The following is a 22,205-nucleotide window of genomic DNA, read 5'->3' on the forward strand; positions in this document are numbered from 1 at the left end:
CGCCGCTCGCGCCGCGTTGCTCACTCGCCCAGGCCCTCCGCGCGATTCGCCGCCGAATCCTACGCCATTCGCTCACCTGCGCCAGTCCCTACCCTGCGGTAATCTGAAGGCCGCAACCCTTCGCCTGCGAGGAGGCCGCCATGGAATTTAAGTTCACCGCCGAGCACGAAGCCCTTCGGAAGGAAGTCCGCGACTTCCTCGCCGAGGCCCTCCCCAACCGCGGCACCGGGCCCGTCCGCCCGACCTCGCAGGAGAACTGGGAAGAACAGCTCGCCTTCAGCAAGAAACTCGCCAAGAAGGGCTGGATCGCACCCGCCTGGACCGAAGGAGTACGGCGGCCTCGGCTGGAGCCACATCAACCAGATGATCTTCAGCGAAGAGCTCTCGCTACGCCGGCGCCCCCGATGCCGGCCGCGTCTTCAACGTCGGCATGATCGGCCCCACCCTCATCGTCCACGGCACCCCTTCGAGCAGAAGGCCGAACACCTCCCGCGCATCACCAACGCCGAGGTCATCTGGTGCCAGGGCTACTCCGAGCCCGGCGCCGGCTCCGACCTCGCCTCCCTCCAGACCCGCGCCGTGCGCGACGGTGACGACTACGTCGTCAACGGCCAGAAAATCTGGACCACCGGCGCCCAGGCCCACGCCGACTGGTGCTTCCTCCTCGTCCGCACCGACCCCGACGCCCCCAAGCACAAGGGCATTTCCTTCCTCCTCGTCGACATGAAGACGCCGGGCATCACCGTCCGCCCCCTCGTCAACATGGCCGGCTACCACGAATTCAACGAAGTCTTCTTCGAAGACGTCCGCGTCCCCGTCCGCAACCGCGTCACCGGCGAGGAGAACCGCGGCTGGTATGTCGCGATGACGCTCCTCGATTTCGAGCGCTCGAACGTCGCTTCCATCGCCGCCAACCAGCGCCAGCTCGAACTGCTCATCCAGCTCTGGCGCGAGCGCCGCACCGGCGAAGCCTACCGCGACGTCCTCCGCCACCGCCTCGCCGACCTCTGGGTCGCCAACGAAACCGGCCGCCTCCTCGCTTACCGCATCGCCTGGATGCAGGAAGCCGGCCGCATTCCGAACTACGAGGCGTCCGTCATCAAGGTCTTCGCCACCGANCCCCGTCCGCAACCGCGTCGGCGAGGAGAACCGCGGCTGGTATGTCGCGATGACGCTCCTCGATTTCGAGCGACTCGAACGTCGACTTCCATCGCCGCCAACCAGCGCCAGCTCGAACTGCTCATCCAGCTCTGGCGCGAGCGCCGCACCGGCGAAGCCTACCGCGACGTCCTCCAGCCACCGCCTCGCCGACCTCTGGGTCGCCAACGAAACCGGCCGCCTCCTCGCTTACCGCATCGCCTGGATGCAGGAAGCCGGCCGCATTCCGAACTACGAGGCGTCCGTCATCAAGGTCTTCGCCACCGAGCTCGCGCAGCGCATCACCAACTTCGGCGTCAACATCTTCGGCCCCGCCGGCGCCCTCGAGCCCGATTCGAAGTACGCCGTCGCCAACGGCGTGTTCGAAAAAGGGCACCTCGTCAACGTCGCGCCGACCATCTACAGCGGCTCCAGCGAAATCCACGCGGAACATCATCGCCCAGCGCGGACCTCGGCCTCCCGCGCGACTGAGTCAGCCGCTGGTATCATCGCGGCATGAGCTGGCTCAGCCCGGCCCGGCGCCGGCCCTGCTACACGGCCGACGAATTCTGGCAGCTTCCCGACCCGCCCCACGGCGGCCGTCTCGAACTGGTCGAAGGGAGGGTCGTCGAGCACATGCCTGTCGGAGAGCGGCACGGCGCCATCGCCGCCGAACTCGTCAGCGTCATCCGGCAACTTCGTGAAACCGCGCGGGCTCGGCCGCATCGACGTAGAAACCGGCTTCCGCGTCTCGTCCTCGCCCGGATACCGTCCTCGCCCTCCCGATGTCGCGTGGCGCGCCCCCGAGCGCGTGAACGCCCCGCTTTCCGACCGCTACGTCGAGGGCGCTGCCCACGGCTCGCCATCGAGATCATGTCGCCGGAGGACCGGGAAGCGGACGTCTCGCGCGGAAAATCGAGCTCTACCTCGATGGCGGCGCCGAGCGCGTCTGGATTGTCCGGCCCCGGAACCGCACGCGTCACCGTGCACCGGCCGGGCGGCGACGCCCACACCTACAGCGCCCGCGATACGCTCACGTCCGAGGACGCGGCCTTCCCCGTCCCCGGCTTCCGAACTCCCCCTCGCCGACCTCTTCGCAGAGACAGGTCCCTGACGATGCGCCGCGCGCTCAGCCGGCGTACTCCCAGCCAAGGTCCCGCTCGATCAGCATCTCCCCCGGCCGCAGCCGCTCCCCGTCCACGCACTCGCCGATGACCAGCGTGTGGTCGCCCACCGGGAAGAACTCCACCGCGTTGCAGGCGATCCACCCGAGCGCCTGGTCCAGCAGCCGGGCAGCGACGTTCTCGTGCAGCCCGTACGGGATATCGGCGAGCTTATCGATGACCTGGCCTTCGCCATCTCCTCCGGCCGCCCGCGCACCTTCTTCGCCTCCGACGGCATCACGACCTTCCGCGCGATGTGAATCCCGTCCTTCTCGTGCAGCAGGTTCACCGTGAACGCGCCCGTCTCCCGGATGAACCGCAGCCGTTCGCGCGTCGTTTTCAATCGAAGACCGCGAGCAGCCGCGGCCGGAACGACACCTGCATCACCCAGTCCGCCAGCATCGCGTTCAGCGTCCCGTCCGCCGCCCGCGACCCGATCACGTGAACCCCGTACGACAGCTCGGCCAGCAGCGCCTTCTCGACGCCCTCAAGCTCCTTCGGTGAACCCGGCAACGATGGCAGCGGCGGATGCGACACGACGAACAGCTCCAGCTTCGAAAATCGCATCCATCGTCGCACACGCCCCCGCATCGCGCACGTCAGCTCCGCTGCTCCGCCTTTCCCGCCCCGTGACGGGACGCCAACGCTCGGTATACTGGTTCAAAGTTCTTCGACGCCAAGCGAATGAGGAAGGTCTTGAAGAAATGAAAGGTTCCCTCCGACCGCCTCCTGCTCCTCGGCGCCGCCGCATCCCTGGCCGCCACCGCCCTGCTTGCCGCGGCCTGCGGCGGCGACGATGACGATACCGCCGCCACCGCCACGCCCGCCGCGGGCGAAACGGCGACCGCCGCCCCCGCATCGCCCTCCCCGGCAGCGGCCTACCCCGTCACCGTGACCGACATGCTCGGCCGCAAGGTCGAAATCAAGGCCGAACCGAAGACCATCGTCGCCGTGAGCCCGACCGCCGTCGAACTCGTCTACGCCGCCGGCAAGACCGTCGCCGGCCGGCCCTCGACCGCGAACTACCCGCCCGAGGCGCAGTCCGCCCAGGCCGTCGGCACCGCCCTACCAGCCCAACCTCGAAGCCATCCTCGCCCTCAAGCCCGACCTCGTCATCGCCGACTCCGTCATTCACGCCCAGCCGGCGCTCCCGCCACGCCGCTCGAAGGCCTTCCCGTGCCGGTCATCTTCGCCGGCGCCAACAGCTACAAACAGGTGCTCGATGCCCTCCGCCTCGTCGGCACGGCCCTCAACGCGACCGCGACCACCGACAAGGTCATCGCCGACATGACGAAAAGTCCCTCGCCGATGCCCGCAAAGCGCTCGAAGGCAAGAACGTCTCTGCCGTCGCCATCCTCTCCGACCGCGACCAGACCCTCTACGCCGCCAAGAGCACCAGCTACACCGGCGACATCCTCAAAGAGCTCGGCATCACCAACCCCGCCGACGCGCTGCCGGATGCTGGCCCCTTCCCCGGCTACGCCACCATCGCCGGCCCGAAAAGCTACGTCGAATTCAACCCCGATTACATCTTCGCCATCACCCCCGCGCCGCCGCCCGCGCCGCGGCTCGCCAACCTCATTCCGACCATCCCGCCCTTCCGCGGCCTCAAGGCGGTCACCAGCAACCACGTCGTCGATTCCGACGTCGAACTCTTCGTCCAGGCGCCCGGGCCGCGCGTGAAGCTCGCCTTCGAAGCCGTCGCGAAGGCCGTCTCGGGCCAGTAGCCGCCGCGGGCGCCAGCCTCCCGGCCGCCGTACGATGGCGAACATGGCCGCCCCCACCGCAAGCTCCGCCGGGAAGCGCCTCCGCCGCGGGCGCTCCCGGGCACGGCGTGGCGCCCGCTCGCCATCCTCGCCGTCGCGCCTCCTCGTCCTCGCGGCTGCCGGCTATGCCAGCCTCATGTTCGGCGCGGTGCGCCTCAGCCCCGGCGACGTCTGGTCCGGCCTCACCTCCGCCGATGACGTATTCGCCCGTAACGTCGTCTGGCAGATCCGCTACCCCCGCCTCCTCGATGCCATGATCGTCGGGGCGGGTCTCGCCGTGGCCGGCGCGCTCCTCCAGGGCGTCACCCGCAACCCCCTCGCCGACCCCACCATCCTCGGCGTCACCGCTGCCTGCGGCCTCGCCAGCGCCAGCCTCATCGTCTACGACCCGCAGTCGCCCCAGTGGGCGATCGCCATCGCCTGCGTCGTCGGCGGCCTCGCCGGTGCAGTGCATTCTCTACGTGATCGCCTGGCGCGGCGCCGTCTCGCCCCTCCGCCTGACGCTGGCCGGAACGTCGCCCTGCTCCGCCTTCTTCGGCGCCGCCATCGTCGGCCTCCTCGCCAGCTCCCGCACCTTCCTGCAGACGAGCGCTCGGCTTTCTCGCCGGCGGCCTTTACGGCTCCGAATGGCGCGATCTCTGCGGCCGCCCTGCCTGCTGGTTCGCCGTCGGCATCCTCGGCGCCGTGGCGCTCGCCGGCCGCCTGAACATCCTCGCCCTCGGCGATGACGTCGCGGCCGGCCTCGGCCTCCTCACCGACCGGACCCGCCTCCTCGTCCTCGCCTGCGTCGGCATCCTCACCGCCGCCGCCGTCTCCGTCGCCGGTCTCGTCAGCTTCGTCGGCCTCGTTTGCCCGCACATCGCCCGCTACACCATCGGCCACGACAACCGCCTCGTCATCCCCTTCAGCGCCCTCTACGGCGCCATCCTCGTCGTCCTCGCCGACCTCGGCGCCCGCCTCATCATCCAGCCCGCCGAAGTGCCGATGGGCATCATCACCGCCGCAACATCGGCGCCCTCGTTCCTCCTCTACCTGGTCCGCTTCCGATGAACCTCGCCGTCGAACGCCTCACCCTCGCCCACGGCCGCCGCGATGTCGTCCGCGACGTCTCCTTCGACATCGCCGCCGGCGAGATGGTCGCCATCCTCGGCCCGAACGGGAGCGGCAAGAGCACCCTCGGCTCCGCGGCATGGCCCGCCTCCACCCCCCGCGCAGTCGGCCGCGTCCTCCTCGACGGCCGCGACATCCGCGCGATGAACTCCCGCCACGTCGCCCGCCGTCCTCGCCATCCTCCCGCAGGCCCCGTCCTCCGGCCTCGACCTCACCGTCCGCGAACTCGCCTTCCGCGGCCGCTACCCCCACCAGGGCTTCCTCCAGCGCGTCACCCGGCACGATATCGACGCCGTCGAATGGGCCCTCGAAGCCACCGACGCCCTCGCCCTCGCCGACCGCCCCCTCGCGGCCCTCTCCGGCGGCGAACGCCAGCGCGCGTGGATCGCCATGGCCCTCGCCCAGGAGCCCCGTCATCCTCCTCCTCGATGAGCCGACCACCTTCCTCGACGTCGCGCACCAGGTCGAGGTCATGCACCTCCTCCGCCGGCTCAACGCCCGCGGCATCACCATCGTCGCCGTCCTCCACGACCTCGCCCTCGCCGGCCGCTTCACCAGCCGCATCATCGCGTCATCCGCGACGGCCAGGTCGCCTTCGAATGGTCCCCCGTCCGCCGTCCTCGACCCGGAAGCGCTCGAGCGCGTCCTTCGGCGTTCCCATGCTCGTCCTGCCCGACCCCGATACCGGCCTCCCCATCCCCATCCCGCGGCCGGACCCGGCCCTCTGCCCCGCCGTTACCCCTGCGCCCGCGCCAGCCCCCCGCGGATCCGGCTGAACAGCGCGCGGTAGTCCTCGAGCTCGGCCCGGCCGAACCCGAACACCCCCGCCGGCCCAATCCGCTCCTGCCGCATGAATACGGCCAGCCCGCCGAGAATCGCCACGGCTGTAGGCCAGCGCGCTCGCCAGCGCCGCCCCGTCCACCCCCATCCGCGGCACCAGCATGAACGCAAACGCCATGTCCAGCGCCAGCCCGGCACCCGCACACCACCGCCGACACCCACGGCAGCCCCCGCTGGTACGTGTAGAACCCCGAGAACGACTGCGCCAGCCCGTACAGCAGCACCCCCGGCAGGATGAACCGCAGCGGTCCGATGCCATCCCGTCGTACTTCGGGAACACCACCGCCTCGATCGTCCACGACGCTGCGAACAGCCCCCCGCAGATCACCCCCAGCAGCACCACCGTGTGCCGCATCACCCGCGCTCGTCAGCGCCGCCGCGTCCACCCCCATCCGCGGCACCAGCATGAACGCAAACGCCATGGCCGCGAAAGCGACCCCACCCGCGACGTACGTCGCCAGCGCCAGCGACCCGCTCACCTGCCACACCGACTCCGCCAGGTACACCGCGAGCGAGTACACCGCCACGCCCTCTTCGCCCTACCGAAGTGCCGCAGCCCACGAACAGGTCCGCGCGGTAGTTCAGGTACGAAATCCCGCTCGCCACCCCGGCCAGCAGCGCAGAACACGCCCGATCGCGGCCGCCATCGCCGCCTCGACCGCCGCGCGCCCCACAGCCCGCTCGCCCCGCCTGAGAGCAGCAAGACCGCGATCGCCGCCAGCACCAGCCGCCAGCGTACGCGCCACAGCGCCGCCGAAGGTGTCCGCTGCCCGAACACGAAAAACGCCGCCGCGATCGCCGCCAGCGCGAACAGCGGCGGGAAGACCAGCGCCAGGTTGTACCGCACGAACGCCTCCCGCCCGAGGAACACCCCCGCCACCAGCGCGCTGTTCACCACCACCGCCGCGCAGGCCGTCCCCACCGCCAGCGCTTCCTGCCGCGCCTCCCCGGCGAACCAGCTCCCGGCGACGAGCCCGCCGCCGATGGCCAGCAGCCCCAGCCCCCCGCCCAGCACCCCGCCGTTCGCCAGCCGCCTCACCCGGCCGCCGCCGCGCGGTTCGCCACCTGGTACGCCGTCGCCGCCGTCAGCCCGCCCGTCGCCGCGTTCACGATGCCCACGAACGTCAGGCCCAGCACGAACCGTCCGTAGTCGCCCTTCTCCAGCTCGTACGAGCAGAGCGCGACCAGCCCCAGCGCCACCACCAGGTTCAGCCCGCGGAAGAACAGCGCAACGATGCCGCCGAACGCAATCGACACCGCACCCCATGGTACGGCCGCCCCGTGCCTCCGGCGAACCCGCGCCGTTCCCCAAAACGAACCGGCGCCCGCATCACTGCGGGCGCCGGCGTCATCGGCACTGGTTCAGCCGGGGCTAGTTGCTGAAAGCGTTGTACAGGCCGTCCGTTGTCGCCCTGGTTCAGGTCGTTCGTCCAGCGTTCGCGATGACCACGATCGGCCGGTCCGACGTGATCGTCATGCCGCCCCAGAAGCAGGCCGGCGGACGTCGGGCCGAGCCCCGTATCCGTCTCCGCGTTCTGGTAGAAGATGAACGACCCGGTGATCGTCTTCGTCGTGGTGTAGGTGCCCGGGGCGTTGCAGCCCGGCGCGGTGTTCGAGGTGTCGTTGATGGCCGTGATCGTCACGTTCGCCGTGCCGCCGTCGGCCACGCTCACGCTCACCCACGTGTTGTAGCCGCTGAAGCTCCCGGTCTTGTACGCCCGGCGGAAGATGAGCGGCAGCTTCGCGGTCGTCGTCGCCTTGTTGACCGGGATGCCGTTCACTGCCGTGTACAGGTCCTCATCCACGAAGCTGCCGGGCGCCGTCATCTTCGAGCGGAACAGCACCGCTGCGATCGGCTGGCTCGACGTGATCGTCGCCGCGCCGACGAAGCCCTCCGGGATGCCGCCCACCGTCTCGTAGACGCTGTGGCTCGCCGTCCCGTTCGCCGGGATGTTCAGGTTCACCGTGTACGTGCCCGTGTTGCCGACGTACGTGATCGTCGCCGTCGCCGCCGTCGGGTTCTTGGGTTCGAAAGCAGGTACTGGCGTGTAGAAGCCGTCCAGCTTGATCGCCAGCGGCATCGAAATCTGCGTGCCCAGGTCGCTCGCGCTCGCCGGCTCCACGATGAAGCCGTCGTACGAGGCCAGCTTCCGCAGCCCGCCGCTCAGGTAGGCGTCGACCAGCCACCGTGACTCGTCGAGCTCGAGGTCTGGAGCGTCGCCGCCATCAGCCGGTTCTGCGTCGAAGCCGGCATACGGGATGGCGCCGTCCACGCTGTTCGGCGCGAAAGCAATCTGGCCGCCCACCGGGATCCGGTAGCCGCCGCCCGAGCACGCCAGCGAGCCCGAGCCGCTATCCACCACCGGCGGCTGCGCCGTCCCCGGGAACGCATACGTAATCGTCCGACGCACGCCTCCGCGTTGCCCGTGTTCGCAATCGCGAAGCGCGTGTTGTACAGCCCGTTCAGCGCATTCGCCACGTACGGCAGCGTCACCTTCGTGCCGCCCGTCGCGTACGCGTTGTGAATCGAGTACGACTTCGCGTAGTTGACGTTCGACTCGATGTCGCGCACCAGCAGCGCGTTGATCGGCTGGTCGCTCGAAATCACGCCCACGCCGCGGAAGCCCGGCGTCAGGCCCGTGTTGATCGCCTGCGCGAACACCCGCGTGCCGCCCGGCGGCACGTTGCCCGTGTAGGCGACCGTCGCCGACGGGATGAGCACCCCGCCCGGCGTGTAGATGTCCATCACGATCGTCGCCGTCGGGCGGTTCCGTTGTTCTGCGCGATCTGTGCTGGTGTTCTCCTTGCTGTTCGGCAGCAGCGCCGGCAGCACCGCCACGTGGTCGAACCCGCGGCCCTCCACTGCCTGCTGGCCCTGCCCCGGCATGCTCCCGGCCGAAGCCGAGGCCGCCGGGATGATCGTCAGCGCCCCGAGCACCAGCCCGACGGCGCCATGCGTCGAAGGGATCTACGCTCCATATGGCATCTCCTCATCTCCCGGCAGATGTAGGAATCGCGCAGAAATAGGGTCAACGAATTCTCCGGCGCTATCCGGCCGGCCCCGTGTAAACGGTCTGTAACTTTTGCCGGCGGCTTCCCCGCGCCTCAACCCCACTGGTTGAGCGCCTGGAAGACCAGCACGATGGCCGCATGCGCCGCCGACCATCACCAGCACGAGCTTCGTCCCGTTCACGCGGCTAGTCTCGCACGAAACCGGCTAACGCGGGGAAGAATCGGGTAAGCACCTCAACAGTTCTTCCCCCGCGCCCGCCGCAGCCGCGGCCCGGCCCCGGCGAAACCTGCCGCAGTCTCCGCCCCCGCTGCGTCACCTGCTGTCGCATTCGGCGCCGCGGCAGCAAAATTCTCCGCCGCCCCGGAGTTGCCCGGCCTCAGCGGCCGTTCCCCATCCCCTGCAGCTTCCGCCAGTGGTGCTCCGCGCGGATCCGCCGGATCGTCCCCGACCGCGACCGCATCACCAGCGACTCGCTCACGGCCCCCCGCGGCGTGAACTCCACCCCCGCGAGCAGCTCCCCGCCGCGTCACGCCGGTCGCCGCGAAGAACACCGTCGTCGCTCTGCACGAGGTCGTCGATCGTCAGCACCCGGTCGAGGTCGAGTCCCAGCTCCTTCGCCAGCTTGCAGGTCCTCGTCGTCGCGCGCCCACAGCCGGCCCTGGAAATCGCCCTCGAGGCACTTCAGCGCCGATCCGCCGCGACGTCACGCCCTCCGGCGAGCCGCCGATGCCCAGCATCACGTCCACGCCCGAGCCCGCGATGCCCGTCGAAATCGCCGCCGGCGCGTCGCCGTCCGTGATGAACTTGATCCGCGTCGCCCGCGGCCCGCACCTGGTCCGCGATCTCCGTGTTCCGGTCCCGGTCCAGGATGATCACCGTCAGCTCCTCGACCGGCATCCCCTTCGCCTTCGCCACCTGCTCGAGGTTCCACTGCACGGGCGCCGAAAGGTCGATGCACCCCTTCGCCTCTGGCCCGACGGCGATCTTCTCCATATAGAAGATGTCCTTCGGGCTGTAGAGCGTCCCCCGCGGCGCGCAGGCAATCACGCTCACCGCGCCCGGCCGCCCCATCGCCGTCAGCCGCGTCCCCTCCAGCGGGTCCACCGCCACGTCCATCTGCGGCCCTTTCCCGTTCCCCACCCGCTCGCCGTTGTACAGCATCGGCGCATGGTCCTTCTCGCCCTTCCACCGCATGACGATCACGCCGTCCATCGCCACCGTGTCCAGCATCAGCCGCATCGCGTCCACCGCCGCCTTGTCCGCGCCGTTCTTGTCGCCGCGCCCCATCCAGCGCGCCGCCGCCAGCGCCGCCGCCTCCGTGACGCGCACCATCTCCATCCCGATGTTCCGGTCCGGGATCTGTTCAGCCCTCATGGATTCACCCCCAGCTTGTGTGCCACCGGTTTCAACGCTTCCGTCACGAACCGGATGTGCTCGTCCAGCTCGACGCCGAGGTCGATCGCGCCCTCGTTGATGAGGTCTTCGCGCCGCACGCTCCGCGCGAACGCCTTGTCCTTCATCTTCTTCCGCACCGACGCCGGGTCCCACCTCCGAAAGCGACTTCCCCGGCTTCACCAGCGCGCACGCGATGACGAACCCGCTCAGCTCGTCGCAGGCGTAAATCGCCCGGTCCATCGTCGAACGGTACGCCAGCCCGAGGAACGGCGCGTGGCACAGGATGGCGTACCGGATGTCCTCCGGCACCCCGACGCCCGCGCCGCCAGCAGCTTCGAGCCCTCCATCGCGGTGCACGCTCCTCCGTCGGGTGGATCTCCCAGTCGAAGTCATGCAGCGAGCCCGACGATGCCCCACTTCTCCTCATCCTCGTGCAGGAGCCGCGCGTAGGCCTGCATCACCGCCTCGACGGCGATGCCGTGCTTGCGGGTCCGCTCCTCCTGCGCGTACTCGGTCAAAATCTGCCAGGCGTCTTCCCGGTGCATCCGGCGCCCCCCGGCGTGAACTTCGCGGGCATTATCGCCATCACCGCGCCAACGGACCAAACGGTCCCGCTACGCGCGCCGGCGGCCCCTGCCCCGCGCCAGCTCCACCGCCAGCGCCAGCAGCCCGCCGATCGCCTCCCAGTCGCAATCCGCGTCGAGCGTAGGCCCCCACCCAGCCCCGGTGCCCCACGTAGGGCGGCCGGAAGTATCGTCCCGGCTGCCCGGCCGTCAGCGCTTCCTGCGCCCCGGGAGCGGCCGCAATCCACACCGCGACCCGGTCGTCGTGGTGCCGGTCAGCGACACATCGCCAGCTGCCGCCCGCCCCGCACGAACCACGCCGCCTCGCCGTGGCTCAGCCGCTCCTCCACATCTTGCGAACCCCGCCAGCGCCTCCCTCACCCGCCGCCGCCCCTCTTCCGCCGCCCGGCCCGGCTCCGCCATTCGCTCACCGGTCACTCCCTTCTCCCTTCTCCCTCATCCCTTCTCCCTTCTCCCTCGTCACCCGCTCGACCACCGCGAACCCGCGCACCGCTCGGCTGTCCCTCTTCGTTGATGATTGCCAGCTCGAGGTCGGCCCGCTGCGCGCCGTTCTCCTCGTACACCCGCACGACCCTGCCCGCGATGACCACCGGCCGCCCCACGAGGTCCGGCCGCCGGTGCGCCGCCCGCACCTGCCGCACCCACCCCCGCCCGGCTCCGAGCCAGTCCTCGACGGCCCGGTAGAGCAGCCCCACCTTCAGCGGCCCGGGCACGATCGTCCCCGGCATGCCGTGCGCCCGCGCCGCCGCCTCGTCATAGAAGAACGGCGGGAACGCCCACTGCCAGCGCGCAGTACCGGATGACCTGCCCCTGGTCCGGCCGCAGCTCGACGGGCCCCAGCTCCTCGCCCTCCCGGACGAACTGCTCCCCGCTCACTCCTCGCCCCCTCCCGCACCGCCTCTGCGGCCGAGTACTGCGTCATCGTCCGGCCGCTCCGAGCCGCCAGCCGCCCCGCGGCATCGTAGAACGCCGTCTCCGAGAGCACGTCGATGCTGTAGGCCCGAACCGCCGCGCCGAACCGCTCCCGCACGTCCGTCACCCGGTGCACCATCTCCAGCCACTCGCCCATCCGCAGCGGGCGCTCGAAGCTCCACTCGTTCGCGATGAGCAGCGAATTCGGCAGCAGGTCCGGGAACGCCGGTGCTTCCGATTCCGACTCCAGCCCTGTAATCACATACCCCGGCATCCGGCTCGCCCTCCGAGCCGGCACCCGCGCCGGCGGCCCGCCCGCGTACACCTCGTGCGCCCGCCGGAACGCCCGCGCCGTCACCTGCACCCGGCCGAGCCGCGTCTCCCGGCCCACCAGCGCCCGCACCGCATCCGTCAGCAGCGATTCCTCCGGCATCGCCGAAAGCCTGCACGCGCACGCGCCCGCCCGTCAATCGCCCCCGCCCTCTGCTACGCTGGAAGCCGCCGCATGATCTACCTCGACTACGCCGCGACCAGCCCGCTGCGGCCCGCCGCCCGCGAGGCGATGGCCCCCTTCCTCGATGTCCGCTTCGGCAATCCCAGCGGCCTCTACGCCATCGGCCGCGATGCCCAGCCGAGGCGCGTCGATGACGCCCGCGCCGCCGTCGCCGCCTGCCTCGGCGCCCGCCCCTCCGAAATCATCTTCACCAGCGGCGCCACCGAAAGCATCAACACCGCCCTCTTCGGCATCAGCTACNCTGGAAGCCGCCGCATGATCTACCTCGACTACGCCGCGACCAGCCCGCTGCGGCCCGCCGCCCGCGAGGCGATGGCCCCCTTCCTCGATGTCCGCTTCGGCAATCCCAGCGGCCTCTACGCCATCGGCCGCGATGCCCAGCAGGCGCTCGATGACGCCCGCGCCGCCGTCGCCGCCTGCCTCGGCGCCCGCCCCTCCGAAATCATCTTCACCAGCGGCGCCACCGAAAGCATCAACACCGCCCTCTTCGGCATCAGCTACGCGCTCCGCCGCGCCGGCGCCGGCAGCCACATCATCACGAGCGCCATCGAGCACCACGCCGGCCTCCACGCCGCCGCTTTCCTCGAAGAGCTCGGCTTCGATGTCACCACCATCGGCTGCGACGCCGCCGGCCGCGTCTCCCTCGGCGAGCTCGAACGCGCCATCCGCCCCGGCACCATCCTCGTCAGCGTCATGCTCGCCAACAACGAAGTCGGCACCATCCAGCCCATCGCCGAGATCGCCGACCTCCTTCGCCGCCGCGCTGCCCCCGGCGGCCACCGGATCGTCCTCCATACCGACGCCGTCCAGGCCCCGGCCTGGCTCCCCATCGACGTCGAAGCGCTCGGCGTCGATGCCCTCTCCCTCTCCGCCCACAAGTTCGGCGGCCCCAAGGGCACCGGCATCCTCTACCTGCGGCGCGCCACCCCCTTCCATCCCCTCCTCCTCGGCGGCGGCCAGGAGATGCACAAGCGCGCCGGCACCGAAAACGTCGCCGGCATCGTCGGCGCCGCCGCCGCGCTGGAAGCCGCCGCCTCGGGCACCCGCGAGCGCTCCGCCCGCGTCCTCGCCCTCCGCAACCGCCTCCGCGACGGCATCCTGGCCGCCGTCCCCGATGTCCAGGTCAACGGCTGCCAGGTCGACTGCCTCCCCAGCATCCTCAACGTCGCCTTCGGCGGCCTCGAAAGCGACGCCCTCGTTGCCGCCCTCGATGAGCGCGGCGTCGCTGTCAGTTCCGGCAGCGCCTGCAGCAGCTCCACCTGGGAACCCAGCCACGTCCTCATGGCGATGGGCGTCCCTATCCGCCGCGCCGTCGGCAGCATCCGCTTCTCCCTCGGCGAAGCCACCACCGGGGCCGAGATCGACGCCGTCCTCGCGCTCCTCCCCGGCGCGGTCGACGTCGCCCGCCGGCAGTTCGCCGGCGCCCGCACCTGACCCTTGGCAGGCCGCACCCTACACTCGAACCGGTGAACGTCGAGGCCCTGCCCTACACCCTCCTCATCATCCTCACCGAGCTCACCATCGGCAGCCTCTGGGTCACCCTCGCGAGCGACCTCCGCGGCGGCGTCACCCGCGGCTTCGTCCTCACCATGGCGCTCTGCATCGCCATCGCCGGCGTCCTCGCCCTCTGGACCGCCTCCTCGCTCGCCATCGGCCCCGAGGTCGATGGCTACCCCATCGACCCTGGCCCCTTCCCCCGCTTCCGGACTGCCCTGCTCATCGTGACGATCACCGCCGCCGTCTATATGTTCGCCGTCTTCATGGGCTGGGACCCGGTCGGGCGCATCGCCGGCATCCTCGGCTCCCTCGCCGGCCTCGCCGCCGTCGTCCTGCTCTCCATCATGTTCGCCCCGCCGACCTGGGGTTACCCGGCGATCTTCCTCGGGCTCTTCGCCGGCACGCTCGCCCTCGGCGCCGTCTCCGTCGCCATGACATGGGGGCACTGGTATCTCACCGAAGGCGCCCTCCCTGCCTGGCCCCTGCGCGACCTCTGCCTCATCCTCCTCGGCGCCCACGCCCTGCAGGTCGTCGTCCTGGCGGTGAACCTGGCCGTGCCGGTCCGCGAAGTCCCGCTTCCCGCCAACCCCGTCGAGGTCGGCCTCTTCCAGAACCCGGTCCTCTACCTCCGCATCGGCGTCGGCCTCATCTTCCCGATCATCCTCGCCTACCTCGCCTACCGGACCACGCGCATCCGCGCCATGCAGAGCGCCACCGGCCTCCTCTACATCGCCATGGGCGCCGTCTTCGTCGGTGAAGTCCTCGCCAAGGGCCTCATGTTCCTCACCGCCCGCCCCACCTGACTCCTCCTACCGCCTCCCGTCTCCCGTCTCCCGTCTCCCGTCTTCCGGTTCCCGCCTCCCGCTTCCCGCCTCCCGCTTCCCGCCTCCCGCCTCCCGCTTCCCGCCTCCCGGTTCCCCTTGCCCCCCTTCCCCGGTCCCCGTAGAGTCCCCCCGACAGCTCTCCCGAGGAGGACCGTGCGGATGGACCCCCAGGTCGAAGCCCTGCTCCAGATGATGGCCGCCCAGGCCGAAGCGGCCGGCGTCCCGCCCCTGTGGGAACTCGAACCCCACGTCGCCCGCGCCAACGCCGAGGTCTCCTTCCAGGCCTTCAACCAGCCGCTCCCCCAGTCCGTCGCCATCGCCGACCGCGCCATCCCCGGCCCCGCGGGCGACATCCCCGTCAAAATCTTCACCCCCGCCGGCAGCGGCCCCTTCCCCCTCGTCGTCTACTTCCACGGCGGCGGCTGGGTCATCGGCTCGCCAGCCACCCACACCAAACTCTGCGCCGAACTCGCCGAGGGCGCCGGCGCCGTCGTCGTCAGCGTCCACTACCGCCTCGCGCCCGAGCACACCCCGCCGGCGCAGCTCGATGATTGCGTCGCCGCGGTCCGCTGGGCGGTCGACCACGCCGCCGAGCTGAACGCCGACGGTTCCCGCTTCGCCCTCGCCGGCGACAGCGCGGGCGGCAACCTGGCCGCCTGCGCCGCCCTCCGCCTCCGCGACGAAGGCGGCCCCCGGGCACGCCTCCAGCTCCTCCTCTACGGCGCCTTCACCGGCAACAACGACCTCCCCTCCGTCCACGAGAACGCCGAGGGCAAAATCCTCACCCGCCAGGCGATGGACTGGTTCTACCGCCACTACCTCTCCGGCGGCGCCGACCCGAAGGACCCCTACATCTTCCCCATCCACGGCAACCTCGCCGGCCTGCCGCCCGCCCACCTCATCGTCGGAACGCTCGATCCTCTGCTCGATGACTCGAAGCTCTACGCCGAAGCCCTCCAGAAGGCCGGCGTCCCCGCAAAGCTCAGCATCTACCAGGACCAGCCCCACATCTTCCTGCAGCTCACCGCCATGCTCGACGGCGGCAAGAAGGGCATGGCCGAGGCCTGCGAAGCCCTCCGCGCGGCCCTCACCTGAGCCGCCCCGCCCTGCTCAGCCTGCAGCGGCCGGCGCCGCCGCGCCGGCCGCCTTCGTTTGCCGGTACGCCCGCCGCCACGGCAGATAGACCGCCGGCAGCAGCACCGCGAACACCGCCGCCGTGAACCCGAACGCTGCGCGGATGCCCACGTCGTCCGTGATGAAGCCGAGCGTCGCCTCGAGGATGCCCACCTGCAGGCTGAACGCCAGCGAAACCACGCTCAGCACCGTCGCCCTGCGATCGCTCGGCGTCTGCTCATTGATGAACGAATCCAGCGCCGGGCGCACGAGCCCCTGCACCACGGCGGGCACCGCGAACAGCGAAAACGCCGCCACCGAATCCCACACCGCCAGCCCGGCGAATGCCGCCACCACGCTCAGCGAGGCCGCCCCGAGCACCCGCTCCCTGCCCGCGCGGCCAATCACCCGCCACGCCAGCAGCGCCGCCGCCACCCCCGCCAGCCGGACCGGCGCCTGGAACACCCCGAACCACCCCGTCGGCACCTCGTGCACGATCAGGAACGGCTGCATCAGCACCACCGGCGCGAACGTCACCATCATCAGCGCCGTCAGCAGCAGCATCGACGCCCGCACCGGCCGGTGCGACCACGCGTACGAAAACCCGCTTCGCACCTGCTCCAGGTAGCCCCGCCGCTCGTGCGCCAGCTTCGGCTCCCGCATCAGCAGCGCCACCGCCATCGCCGCCAGCGGCGTCACCGCGCTCACCTGCACCGTAAATGCCATCCCCGCCCAGGCCGCAACGAACCCGCCCAGCACGATGCCCGCCAGCCCCGCCGACATCGTCAGCGCGAACCCGCGCCCGGCGATGCGCGAAAACTCGCCCTCGCGCCCCGCGGCCTTCAGCGAATCGAACACGATTGCCTGGTCCGCGCCGCTCCGGCACGCCTGCGCCACCGCCCACAGCATGTAGTCCGCAAACAGCATCCAGTAGTTCGTCGTCAGCCCGAAGCCCAGGATCGTCAGCGAATACACCCCCGCCCCGATCGCCAGCACCTTGCTGTGCCCGATCCGGTCTGCCAGCGCACCGAACGGCGCCTCCAGGCTCGCCACCGCCAGCCAGAACGGCACATCCATCAGCAGGATGTACTTCAGCTCCAGCCCCCGCTCGACCACCAGGTACTTGATCCAGATCCCGAACCAGAGCCCGAAATCGTTGAAGAAGACGAAGCCGTAGTACAGCCGCGTGTTCCGCCGCGCCGCCTGCTCGGGAGTCATGACCGGCTATCATCCCACCCCCGCCGCCTCCCGTCCTTCGGAAAACGCCGACGGCGCGGCGAAGGCCCGCTGGGAGCCCGCCGCGCCGCCGCACCCTTCGTCCGCGTCGGCCGTTACGGAATCTGCTGCAGGATCGCGAAGAGCCCCGCGCCGATGATCGTCGTGTCGCTCGAGAACGCGATGATGCTCAGCACCAGCACGAACACCGCCAGCCCCGCCAGGTTCGCCATCACCACCTGCGTCGAATCCGCGTTCGTCACCGATTGCGCCGCGTAAATCGCCATCACGAACAGCAGCACGATCGACCCGATGGCGAACACCGGGTACAGCACCGGGATGAACATCAGCAGGCTGAGCGCCAGCGGCCAGGCCGCGTATCCCATCGTCCGGAACAGCGACTGCACGTCCGCCGAAGCCTTGTACACCTGCGCCAGCATCACGTACACGATGAGCACCCACACCGCGTACAGCGCCGCCGTGAAAATGCCGCCGAGGATGAACATGTTCAGCCACGGGTTGTCCGGGCCGAAGTCGAAGTTGAACTCCCAGAAGAGCGTCGCCCCCAGCCCCGCCAGCAGCGACGCAACCGCCGCCACGACCAGCGCCGGCACCAGCTCGTTGACGTTGTCCCGCACTTCATCGAAGACGCTGGTGTCGAACCGCACCAGCCGCAGGACGTGATTCACCATAACGTTCGGGTCCATGCTGCCTCCTGCATGCCTGCCGTTCTGACGAAGGTAAGGAAGCTCACCTCCGGCAGTTGGCGCGCACTATAGCACGCCTGTGACAACACGCGAACGAAATGATCACCTATCTTCGCGAATGTCGCGAATATTCCGCTCTCAGCTCCCCAGCGGCCGCCGCTCCGGCACCCCCGGGCGCCGCGGATACGCCGCCGGGCACGGCGCCGCCTTCCGGAACACAGCCACCCGCACCGTCTCGCTGACGGCGGGCCGCATCGGGGCCACCCCTGCCAGCTCGCACCCGAGCGCCGCCATCGCGGCCCCGGCCGCCGCCAGCTCGTCCTCCAGCCGGCTTCCCTTCGGCAGCGCGATGATGCCGCCCACGGCCGCGAGCGGCGCCGTGTACTCCAGCACCACGCGCAGCTCGGCCACCGCGCGCGCCGTCACCAGCGCACACGTCTCCCGCAGCGGCCCCCGCCCCGCCTCTTCCGCCCGGGCCGCGTGCACCGTCACGTTCCCGCAGCCCAGCTCCCGCGCCGCTGTGTCGAGGAACCGCGCCCGCTTCTGCAGCGGCTCCACCAGGTGCACCTCCCACCCCGGCCGCGCGCAGGCGACGACGAGCCCCGGCCAGCCGCCGCCGCTCCCGATATCCGCGTACCGCACTGCGGCGTGCCCCTCCGCAAGGAACCCCTCTGCCAGCCGCAGCAGCTCCAGCGACTCCGCATACTGGCGGCGCACCGCTGCCGCGCCCTCGACCGCCGTCAGCCGCCCCGCCTCCGGGCTCCCCTGCGCGAGCTCCCAGTGGCGCGCCAGCCGCGGGACTGCCGCCACCGCCCCTGCGTCGTCCGCGAAGAGTTCCGCCAGCTCATCCCACGCGTTCATGCCGCCGCTCCCGCCCGGCACGATCACGCATCCGGTGGTACACTCGAATCATGACGCAAACGCCTGCGGGCGCTCCTCCCAGGTCCATCCCCCTTCGCGAAGCCCTCCGCGAATTCTCCGCCACCCTCAAACCTTCCACCAACGACTACGCCAACTACGTCGAAAAGTTCTGCAACGACGTCGGCCCCGAGCGGCTCACCTCCGACCTCACCCCGGCCATCGTCGAACAGTACGGCGAGCGCAACCTCCGCGCCACCGACCCGAACGGCCAGCGCCGCCTCGAAGCCCTCAAGGCCTGGTTCAAATTCCTCAAGACCCGCAGCTACACCGAGAAGAACCTCGGCACCGGCCTCCGCCTGCCCAAGTCGAACGGCCGCACCGCCGGCGCCGCCACCCGCGTCGTCGAAGCCCCCATCGAAATGACTGCCGAGGGCATCGAAGCCCTCAAGCGCGAACTCGCCGACCTCGAACGCCGCATCCCCGAACTCGTCCGCGCCGTCGAAACCGCCCGCTCCGACGGCGACCTCCGCGAAAACGCGCCCTACCACGCAGCCCGCGAAGCGCTCGCCTTCGCCGAGAACCGCCGCCGCCAGCTCGAAGAATCCCTCAAGCGCGCCGTCGTCGCCGACCGCTCCGACCTCGATGACGACGTCGCCGCCATCGGCTCCGGCGTCACGGTCACGTTCCTCGAGCGCAACATCCAGGTCACCTACCAGCTCGTCGGCCCGCGCGAGGCCAACCCCGCCGAGAAGAAAATCAGCGTCGAATCCCCCGTCGGCCGCGTCCTCCTCGGCCGCCGCGTCGGCGAAGAGGTCGAAGTCGAAGCCCCGCAGGGCATCATGCGCTACCGCATCGACGCCATCATCCACGACCTTTAGGCCCCGGCCTTCGAATCGCGGGATTCCGCACGCGCCCATCCGGGCTCGCGGCCCGGCTCACTCGGGGTTTCCCCAATCTCCCCGCCGCACGCTCCGCCGAATACTTCCCCCACCACACGGGGGAGAATCCACATGCTCGTCATCGGCGACCTCAAATGCCTCCACTGCGGCCACAGCAGCGGCCGCTGGGTCGGGCCCAAGGGCGCGCCCCTCACCGCCGCCGGCCTCCGCCCCCTCCCGCCCGGCCGCGACCCCGCCGAGCACATCCGCTGCGGCCGCTGCCAGGGGCCGGTGTATCTCGATGACGCCATGCCCGTCGCCAGCTCCTACCGCCTCCGCCGCATCCAGCGCATGCGCGACCAGCTCGCCGCGTTCGATGCGCCCCGCCCGAAGCGTGGCCGCGCCGCCTGACGCGCTGCCGCGCTAGCAGCAGTCGTCCTTGTACCCGCACCGCCGGCACACCGCCAGCCGCGACCCTTTGATGTCCAGCATCGCCGAGCCGCACCGCGGGCACACCTGCACCGGGAGTCCTGTCGTCGCCATCCCGCCGATCTCAGCACCCCCGGCGCCTACGGGAAAGCAACGGCGAAACCGCTTGACCGCTTCAGCATTTCACCGCACGATGACGGGCGAACACCGCTGAACCCCGGGTCGCACACCCCGCCTCCCGCGTTTCGAGGCCCCGCCGTGAACGGGGCCTCACCCTTTCCCGCTCCTTGCCGCTCCCGCTGGCGCACGGGCGTTCGGCCCCCGCGCGCCGGCCCGCCCGGCCCCGACCATAAGCGCCGTCGATGGCACCATCGAACCTGTCGAAACGAACGCCGCCCCGGCCGCTGGCCCGCATCCCGATGCGGCACACTGGAATCGACAGGGCCCGGGCCTGCAACGCACCCCCGGGAAGGAGGAACCACCCATGCACCGTTCGCTGCGCCTCGGCCTCCTCGCCGCGGCCATCGGCATCGCCGCCCTCGCCCTCGCTGCCTGCGGCGGGTCGTCATCGAGTAGCGGCAGCACCGGCGTCGCCGACGGCTCCGACAGCCGCATCCCCGCCGGCGCACCGTTCATCGACCAGGACAGGCTCCGCTTCATCCCCGAAACGCTGCGCGTCAAGGTCGGCGAAACCGTCTACTTCAAGAACAGCGAAACCGCCCTCCATACCGTCAACGTCGATGGCAAGAACGTCTCCGGCAACATGAAGAAGAACGACGTCTTCACCTGGGTTTTCCAGGAGCCCGGCAACTACCGGATCACCTGCGACTACCACCCCCAGATGAAGGCGACCATCACCGTCGACCCGTCCTAGGGCGTCAGCCCGGCGTCCTGAGCGCCGTGCCCTCGCCCAGCCGGATCACCACGTCGAACCCGGGCGGCTCGCTGCCGTCCGGGTTCTGCATCCTCAGGTCGAACAGCCCCGCCAGCTTCCCCGCCGTGTACGGCTTCCCGGTCACGTCATAAATCCCCGGCGCGCCCGTGCCATCGCCCGCGACCACCGTCACCCACGCCGGCGGGATGCCGTACGTCTCGAGATGTGCGACCGCCGCCATCCCCGCCGCCTGCCCGCCCGGCGGCACCACCAACGCCACCTTCGGCGCCTCGTCCCGCGCCTGCGGGTCGGCCAGGAACTCGTCGATGATCGCGTACATCTGGTCACGGTTCGGCAGCAGGATCAGCTGCCCGTCCTCCGAGACGCCGCCGTACATCGCCTTGCCGAGTGAGAACGTCTGGATGTTCCCGAGGTCGATGCTCCGCGCCATCAGCGCATACCCCGGGATGAGCGCATTGTCGATGTCCGTCCGGAACGCATCCCGGTATGCGCTCCACAGCTCCGGGATCCGCGTGATGTAGCCCAGGCTCACCGCCTTGTCCGCCACCGCCCGGATTACCAGCTGCTGCCGCTCGATCCGCTTCAGGTCGCCGTCCACCCGCACCCGCGAGTAGCCCAGCGCCTGCTTCCCGTCCATGTGCTGCCGCCCCGCCTGCACCGTGTTGTTCGGGAACACCTCCAGCACGTCCGTCCCGAAGTCCGAAATCGTCTCCGGCACCTCGATGTCGATGCCCCCCAGCGCATCGATCAGCCGGACGAACCCTTCCCAGTCGATGACGACATAATGATGAATGGTGATGTTCAGGTTATGCTGCACCGCCGCCACCGCCGCCGCCGGCCCCCCGCCCGGGTACTTGTAGAACTGCCCGTACGAATACGCCGCGTTGATCTTGTTCTCCGCCCACACGCCCGGCGTATTGCCGTACGGGATCTCCGCCCAGTAGTCCCGCGGGATCGCCAGCAGCTCCAGCCGCCCCGCGTGCTTGTCGATGCTCGCCACGAACATCGTATCGCTCCGGTAGCTCCCGTCCTCCGGCTGCCCCGGCCGCTTGTCGATGCCCAGCACGAGGATGTTCAGCCGCGCGTCGGGCGTCCACGGTTTCGGGCCGGGCGCCGAAACCCCCGGGAGCGACACGTTCACCCCGATGTCCGTCCCCGGCACGAACGCCGGCACTGCCGGCACCGCGACTTCGTTCGCCGGGAACAGGTACTGGTCCACCCGCCCCAGCACGAAGACGGCAGCGTAGACCGCCACGCAGAACCCGATCACAATCCCGGCAACGGCGCCCCGGCGCCGCGTCACCAGCCTGCTCAATCCCCCGCCAGCCTCCAGGGAGGTTGCCCCTCACCTT

Annotated in this window: 28 protein-coding genes and 6 pseudogenes; 15 read left to right on the plus strand and 19 right to left on the minus strand. The window is 70.4% G+C overall.

From position 1 onward, the window contains the following. Positions 1–140 precede the first annotated feature (140 nt). The 4 genes and pseudogenes from O0235_RS09450 to O0235_RS15950 form a co-directional block, all read left to right on the plus strand. Positions 141–434, plus strand: coding sequence for a hypothetical protein (locus O0235_RS09450; protein ID WP_270055540.1), 294 nt, complete (start codon positions 141–143; stop codon positions 432–434). Then, positions 364–927 (plus strand): annotated as a pseudogene (locus tag O0235_RS15945) (acyl-CoA dehydrogenase family protein); the annotation flags it as partial. The gene O0235_RS09450 and the pseudogene O0235_RS15945, both read left to right, overlap by 71 nt. A 241-nt stretch (positions 928–1,168) precedes the next feature. Then, positions 1,169–1,657 carry an acyl-CoA dehydrogenase family protein gene (locus tag O0235_RS09455; protein WP_270055541.1) on the plus strand — a complete coding sequence of 163 codons (489 nt, stop codon included), beginning with the start codon at positions 1,169–1,171 and terminating at the stop codon, positions 1,655–1,657. Beyond that, positions 1,654–2,169 (plus strand): annotated as a pseudogene (locus O0235_RS15950) (Uma2 family endonuclease); the annotation flags it as partial. The gene O0235_RS09455 and the pseudogene O0235_RS15950, both read left to right, overlap by 4 nt. A gap of 217 nt (positions 2,170–2,386) precedes the next feature. Here O0235_RS15950 and O0235_RS15955 read toward each other — a convergent pair. After that, a pseudogene (locus O0235_RS15955) lies at positions 2,387–2,479 on the minus strand (hypothetical protein); the annotation flags it as partial. Positions 2,480–2,639: 160 nt separating this feature from the next. Next, positions 2,640–2,867 carry a flavin reductase family protein gene (locus O0235_RS09460; RefSeq protein ID WP_270055542.1) on the minus strand — a complete coding sequence of 76 codons (228 nt, stop codon included), beginning with the start codon at positions 2,865–2,867 and terminating at the stop codon, positions 2,640–2,642. Between the two features lie 162 nt (positions 2,868–3,029). Between O0235_RS09460 and O0235_RS15960 the strand changes: the two are divergent. Then, positions 3,030–3,089 (plus strand): annotated as a pseudogene (locus O0235_RS15960) (hypothetical protein); the annotation flags it as partial. Positions 3,090–3,505: 416 nt separating this feature from the next. Here the strand turns inward: O0235_RS15960 and O0235_RS09465 are convergent. After that, positions 3,506–4,072 (minus strand): hypothetical protein, encoded by a 567-nt coding sequence (locus O0235_RS09465; protein ID WP_270055543.1) that lies wholly within the window; start codon positions 4,070–4,072, stop codon positions 3,506–3,508. Here O0235_RS09465 and O0235_RS09470 point away from each other — a divergent pair. The 4 genes and pseudogenes from O0235_RS09470 to O0235_RS15970 all read left to right on the plus strand — a co-directional run bounded on the left by O0235_RS09470 (position 4,071) and on the right by O0235_RS15970 (position 5,608). Beyond that, positions 4,071–4,772 carry an iron chelate uptake ABC transporter family permease subunit gene (locus O0235_RS09470; RefSeq protein ID WP_270055544.1) on the plus strand — a complete coding sequence of 234 codons (702 nt, stop codon included), beginning with the start codon at positions 4,071–4,073 and terminating at the stop codon, positions 4,770–4,772. The genes O0235_RS09465 and O0235_RS09470 overlap by 2 nt on opposite strands. After that, a pseudogene (locus tag O0235_RS09475) lies at positions 4,706–5,116 on the plus strand (FecCD family ABC transporter permease); the annotation flags it as partial. The gene O0235_RS09470 and the pseudogene O0235_RS09475, both read left to right, overlap by 67 nt. Beyond that, positions 5,113–5,331, plus strand: a pseudogene (locus O0235_RS15965) (ATP-binding cassette domain-containing protein); the annotation flags it as partial. The pseudogenes O0235_RS09475 and O0235_RS15965, both read left to right, overlap by 4 nt. Before the next feature lie 22 nt (positions 5,332–5,353). Further along, positions 5,354–5,608 carry an ATP-binding cassette domain-containing protein gene (locus tag O0235_RS15970; protein ID WP_373324434.1) on the plus strand — a complete coding sequence of 85 codons (255 nt, stop codon included), beginning with the start codon at positions 5,354–5,356 and terminating at the stop codon, positions 5,606–5,608. A 303-nt stretch (positions 5,609–5,911) separates the two neighbouring features. On the opposite strand, the gene O0235_RS09480 is transcribed toward O0235_RS15970, so the two are convergent. From O0235_RS09480 to O0235_RS09530, 12 genes are all read right to left on the minus strand, one after another. Beyond that, positions 5,912–6,058 (minus strand): hypothetical protein, encoded by a 147-nt coding sequence (locus tag O0235_RS09480; RefSeq protein ID WP_270055545.1) that lies wholly within the window; start codon positions 6,056–6,058, stop codon positions 5,912–5,914. A 433-nt stretch (positions 6,059–6,491) separates the two neighbouring features. Beyond that, positions 6,492–7,055: a hypothetical protein gene (locus tag O0235_RS09485; RefSeq protein WP_270055546.1), complete on the minus strand. Its 564-nt coding sequence runs from the start codon at positions 7,053–7,055 to the stop codon at positions 6,492–6,494. Then, the gene (locus O0235_RS09490; RefSeq protein WP_270055547.1) at positions 7,052–7,273 is read right to left on the minus strand and encodes a hypothetical protein; all 222 of its coding nucleotides are present in this window, start codon (positions 7,271–7,273) and stop codon (positions 7,052–7,054) included. Before O0235_RS09490 ends, O0235_RS09485 begins: the two co-directional genes overlap by 4 nt. Further along, positions 7,225–8,289 carry a hypothetical protein gene (locus tag O0235_RS09495; RefSeq protein ID WP_270055548.1) on the minus strand — a complete coding sequence of 355 codons (1,065 nt, stop codon included), beginning with the start codon at positions 8,287–8,289 and terminating at the stop codon, positions 7,225–7,227. Before O0235_RS09495 ends, O0235_RS09490 begins: the two co-directional genes overlap by 49 nt. Continuing rightward, positions 8,181–8,954, minus strand: coding sequence for a hypothetical protein (locus O0235_RS09500; protein ID WP_270055549.1), 774 nt, complete (start codon positions 8,952–8,954; stop codon positions 8,181–8,183). The genes O0235_RS09495 and O0235_RS09500 overlap by 109 nt, the downstream gene beginning before the upstream one ends. 451 nt (positions 8,955–9,405) lie before the next feature. Next, positions 9,406–9,531 (minus strand): hypothetical protein, encoded by a 126-nt coding sequence (locus tag O0235_RS16295; protein ID WP_506005438.1) that lies wholly within the window; start codon positions 9,529–9,531, stop codon positions 9,406–9,408. A 79-nt stretch (positions 9,532–9,610) separates the two neighbouring features. Continuing rightward, positions 9,611–9,802 (minus strand): hypothetical protein, encoded by a 192-nt coding sequence (locus O0235_RS16300; RefSeq protein WP_506005458.1) that lies wholly within the window; start codon positions 9,800–9,802, stop codon positions 9,611–9,613. Continuing rightward, entirely contained in the window at positions 9,711–10,403 is a 693-nt protein-coding gene (locus O0235_RS09510; protein ID WP_270055550.1) for a fructose-bisphosphatase class II, read from the minus strand. Before O0235_RS09510 ends, O0235_RS16300 begins: the two co-directional genes overlap by 92 nt. After that, complete coding sequence (locus O0235_RS09515) at positions 10,400–10,561, minus strand: hypothetical protein (protein WP_270055551.1); 162 nt, start codon at positions 10,559–10,561, stop codon at positions 10,400–10,402. The genes O0235_RS09510 and O0235_RS09515 overlap by 4 nt, the downstream gene beginning before the upstream one ends. A gap of 252 nt (positions 10,562–10,813) precedes the next feature. Beyond that, a complete protein-coding gene (locus O0235_RS09520; RefSeq protein ID WP_270055552.1) occupies positions 10,814–10,969 on the minus strand; it encodes a hypothetical protein in 156 nt (51 codons plus the stop codon). A gap of 452 nt (positions 10,970–11,421) precedes the next feature. Next, on the minus strand, positions 11,422–11,721 hold the full coding sequence (locus tag O0235_RS09525) for a hotdog family protein (RefSeq protein ID WP_270055553.1): 300 nt from the start codon (positions 11,719–11,721) through the stop codon (positions 11,422–11,424). Then, the gene (locus O0235_RS09530; protein WP_270055554.1) at positions 11,706–12,353 is read right to left on the minus strand and encodes a hotdog family protein; all 648 of its coding nucleotides are present in this window, start codon (positions 12,351–12,353) and stop codon (positions 11,706–11,708) included. Before O0235_RS09530 ends, O0235_RS09525 begins: the two co-directional genes overlap by 16 nt. A 72-nt stretch (positions 12,354–12,425) precedes the next feature. On the opposite strand from O0235_RS09530, the gene O0235_RS09535 reads away from it, so the two are divergent. The 3 genes from O0235_RS09535 (at position 12,426) to O0235_RS09545 (ending at position 15,850) form a co-directional block, all read left to right on the plus strand. Then, a complete protein-coding gene (locus tag O0235_RS09535; protein WP_270055555.1) occupies positions 12,426–13,868 on the plus strand; it encodes a cysteine desulfurase family protein in 1,443 nt (480 codons plus the stop codon). A gap of 32 nt (positions 13,869–13,900) precedes the next feature. Then, complete coding sequence (locus tag O0235_RS09540) at positions 13,901–14,734, plus strand: hypothetical protein (RefSeq protein WP_270055556.1); 834 nt, start codon at positions 13,901–13,903, stop codon at positions 14,732–14,734. A 180-nt stretch (positions 14,735–14,914) separates the two neighbouring features. Continuing rightward, positions 14,915–15,850, plus strand: coding sequence for an alpha/beta hydrolase (locus O0235_RS09545; RefSeq protein WP_270055557.1), 936 nt, complete (start codon positions 14,915–14,917; stop codon positions 15,848–15,850). 15 nt (positions 15,851–15,865) lie between these two features. Here the strand turns inward: O0235_RS09545 and O0235_RS09550 are convergent, their stop codons facing one another. From O0235_RS09550 to O0235_RS09560, 3 genes are all read right to left on the minus strand, one after another. Further along, positions 15,866–17,086 carry an MFS transporter gene (locus O0235_RS09550; RefSeq protein WP_270055558.1) on the minus strand — a complete coding sequence of 407 codons (1,221 nt, stop codon included), beginning with the start codon at positions 17,084–17,086 and terminating at the stop codon, positions 15,866–15,868. Between the two features lie 113 nt (positions 17,087–17,199). Then, positions 17,200–17,790: a hypothetical protein gene (locus tag O0235_RS09555; RefSeq protein ID WP_270055559.1), complete on the minus strand. Its 591-nt coding sequence runs from the start codon at positions 17,788–17,790 to the stop codon at positions 17,200–17,202. Between the two features lie 138 nt (positions 17,791–17,928). Beyond that, positions 17,929–18,678 (minus strand): 16S rRNA (guanine(527)-N(7))-methyltransferase RsmG, encoded by a 750-nt coding sequence (locus O0235_RS09560; protein ID WP_270055560.1) that lies wholly within the window; start codon positions 18,676–18,678, stop codon positions 17,929–17,931. Between the two features lie 23 nt (positions 18,679–18,701). On the opposite strand from O0235_RS09560, the gene greA reads away from it, so the two are divergent. The 3 genes from greA (at position 18,702) to O0235_RS09575 (ending at position 20,832) form a co-directional block, all read left to right on the plus strand. After that, positions 18,702–19,529, plus strand: coding sequence for a transcription elongation factor GreA (gene greA, locus O0235_RS09565; RefSeq protein ID WP_270055561.1), 828 nt, complete (start codon positions 18,702–18,704; stop codon positions 19,527–19,529). Positions 19,530–19,661: 132 nt separating this feature from the next. Further along, positions 19,662–19,940, plus strand: coding sequence for a hypothetical protein (locus O0235_RS09570; protein WP_270055562.1), 279 nt, complete (start codon positions 19,662–19,664; stop codon positions 19,938–19,940). A gap of 502 nt (positions 19,941–20,442) precedes the next feature. Beyond that, a complete protein-coding gene (locus O0235_RS09575; RefSeq protein ID WP_270055563.1) occupies positions 20,443–20,832 on the plus strand; it encodes a cupredoxin domain-containing protein in 390 nt (129 codons plus the stop codon). Between the two features lie 4 nt (positions 20,833–20,836). On the opposite strand, the gene O0235_RS09580 is transcribed toward O0235_RS09575, so the two are convergent. Then, positions 20,837–22,156 (minus strand): LCP family protein, encoded by a 1,320-nt coding sequence (locus O0235_RS09580; RefSeq protein WP_270055564.1) that lies wholly within the window; start codon positions 22,154–22,156, stop codon positions 20,837–20,839. Positions 22,157–22,205 lie beyond the last annotated feature (49 nt).

This window comes from Tepidiforma flava, assembly GCF_027594505.1.
Classification (GTDB): Bacteria; Chloroflexota; Dehalococcoidia; order Tepidiformales; family Tepidiformaceae; genus Tepidiforma; species Tepidiforma flava.

Coding starts and splice junctions, on each gene's coding strand:
- O0235_RS09510 (WP_270055550.1), bottom strand. CDS start 10,403: ATGAGGGCTGAACAGATCCCGGACCGGAACATCGGGATGGAGATGGTG.
- O0235_RS09520 (WP_270055552.1), bottom strand. CDS start 10,969: ATGCACCGGGAAGACGCCTGGCAGATTTTGACCGAGTACGCGCAGGAG.
- O0235_RS09570 (WP_270055562.1), top strand. CDS start 19,662: ATGCTCGTCATCGGCGACCTCAAATGCCTCCACTGCGGCCACAGCAGC.
- O0235_RS09530 (WP_270055554.1), bottom strand. CDS start 12,353: ATGCCGGAGGAATCGCTGCTGACGGATGCGGTGCGGGCGCTGGTGGGC.
- O0235_RS09550 (WP_270055558.1), bottom strand. CDS start 17,086: ATGACTCCCGAGCAGGCGGCGCGGCGGAACACGCGGCTGTACTACGGC.
- O0235_RS09460 (WP_270055542.1), bottom strand. CDS start 2,867: ATGCGATTTTCGAAGCTGGAGCTGTTCGTCGTGTCGCATCCGCCGCTG.
- O0235_RS09555 (WP_270055559.1), bottom strand. CDS start 17,790: ATGGACCCGAACGTTATGGTGAATCACGTCCTGCGGCTGGTGCGGTTC.
- O0235_RS09450 (WP_270055540.1), top strand. CDS start 141: ATGGAATTTAAGTTCACCGCCGAGCACGAAGCCCTTCGGAAGGAAGTC.
- greA (WP_270055561.1), top strand. CDS start 18,702: ATGACGCAAACGCCTGCGGGCGCTCCTCCCAGGTCCATCCCCCTTCGC.
- O0235_RS09465 (WP_270055543.1), bottom strand. CDS start 4,072: ATGTTCGCCATCGTACGGCGGCCGGGAGGCTGGCGCCCGCGGCGGCTA.
- O0235_RS09575 (WP_270055563.1), top strand. CDS start 20,443: ATGCACCGTTCGCTGCGCCTCGGCCTCCTCGCCGCGGCCATCGGCATC.
- O0235_RS09470 (WP_270055544.1), top strand. CDS start 4,071: ATGGCCGCCCCCACCGCAAGCTCCGCCGGGAAGCGCCTCCGCCGCGGG.
- O0235_RS09545 (WP_270055557.1), top strand. CDS start 14,915: ATGGACCCCCAGGTCGAAGCCCTGCTCCAGATGATGGCCGCCCAGGCC.
- O0235_RS09455 (WP_270055541.1), top strand. CDS start 1,169: ATGACGCTCCTCGATTTCGAGCGACTCGAACGTCGACTTCCATCGCCG.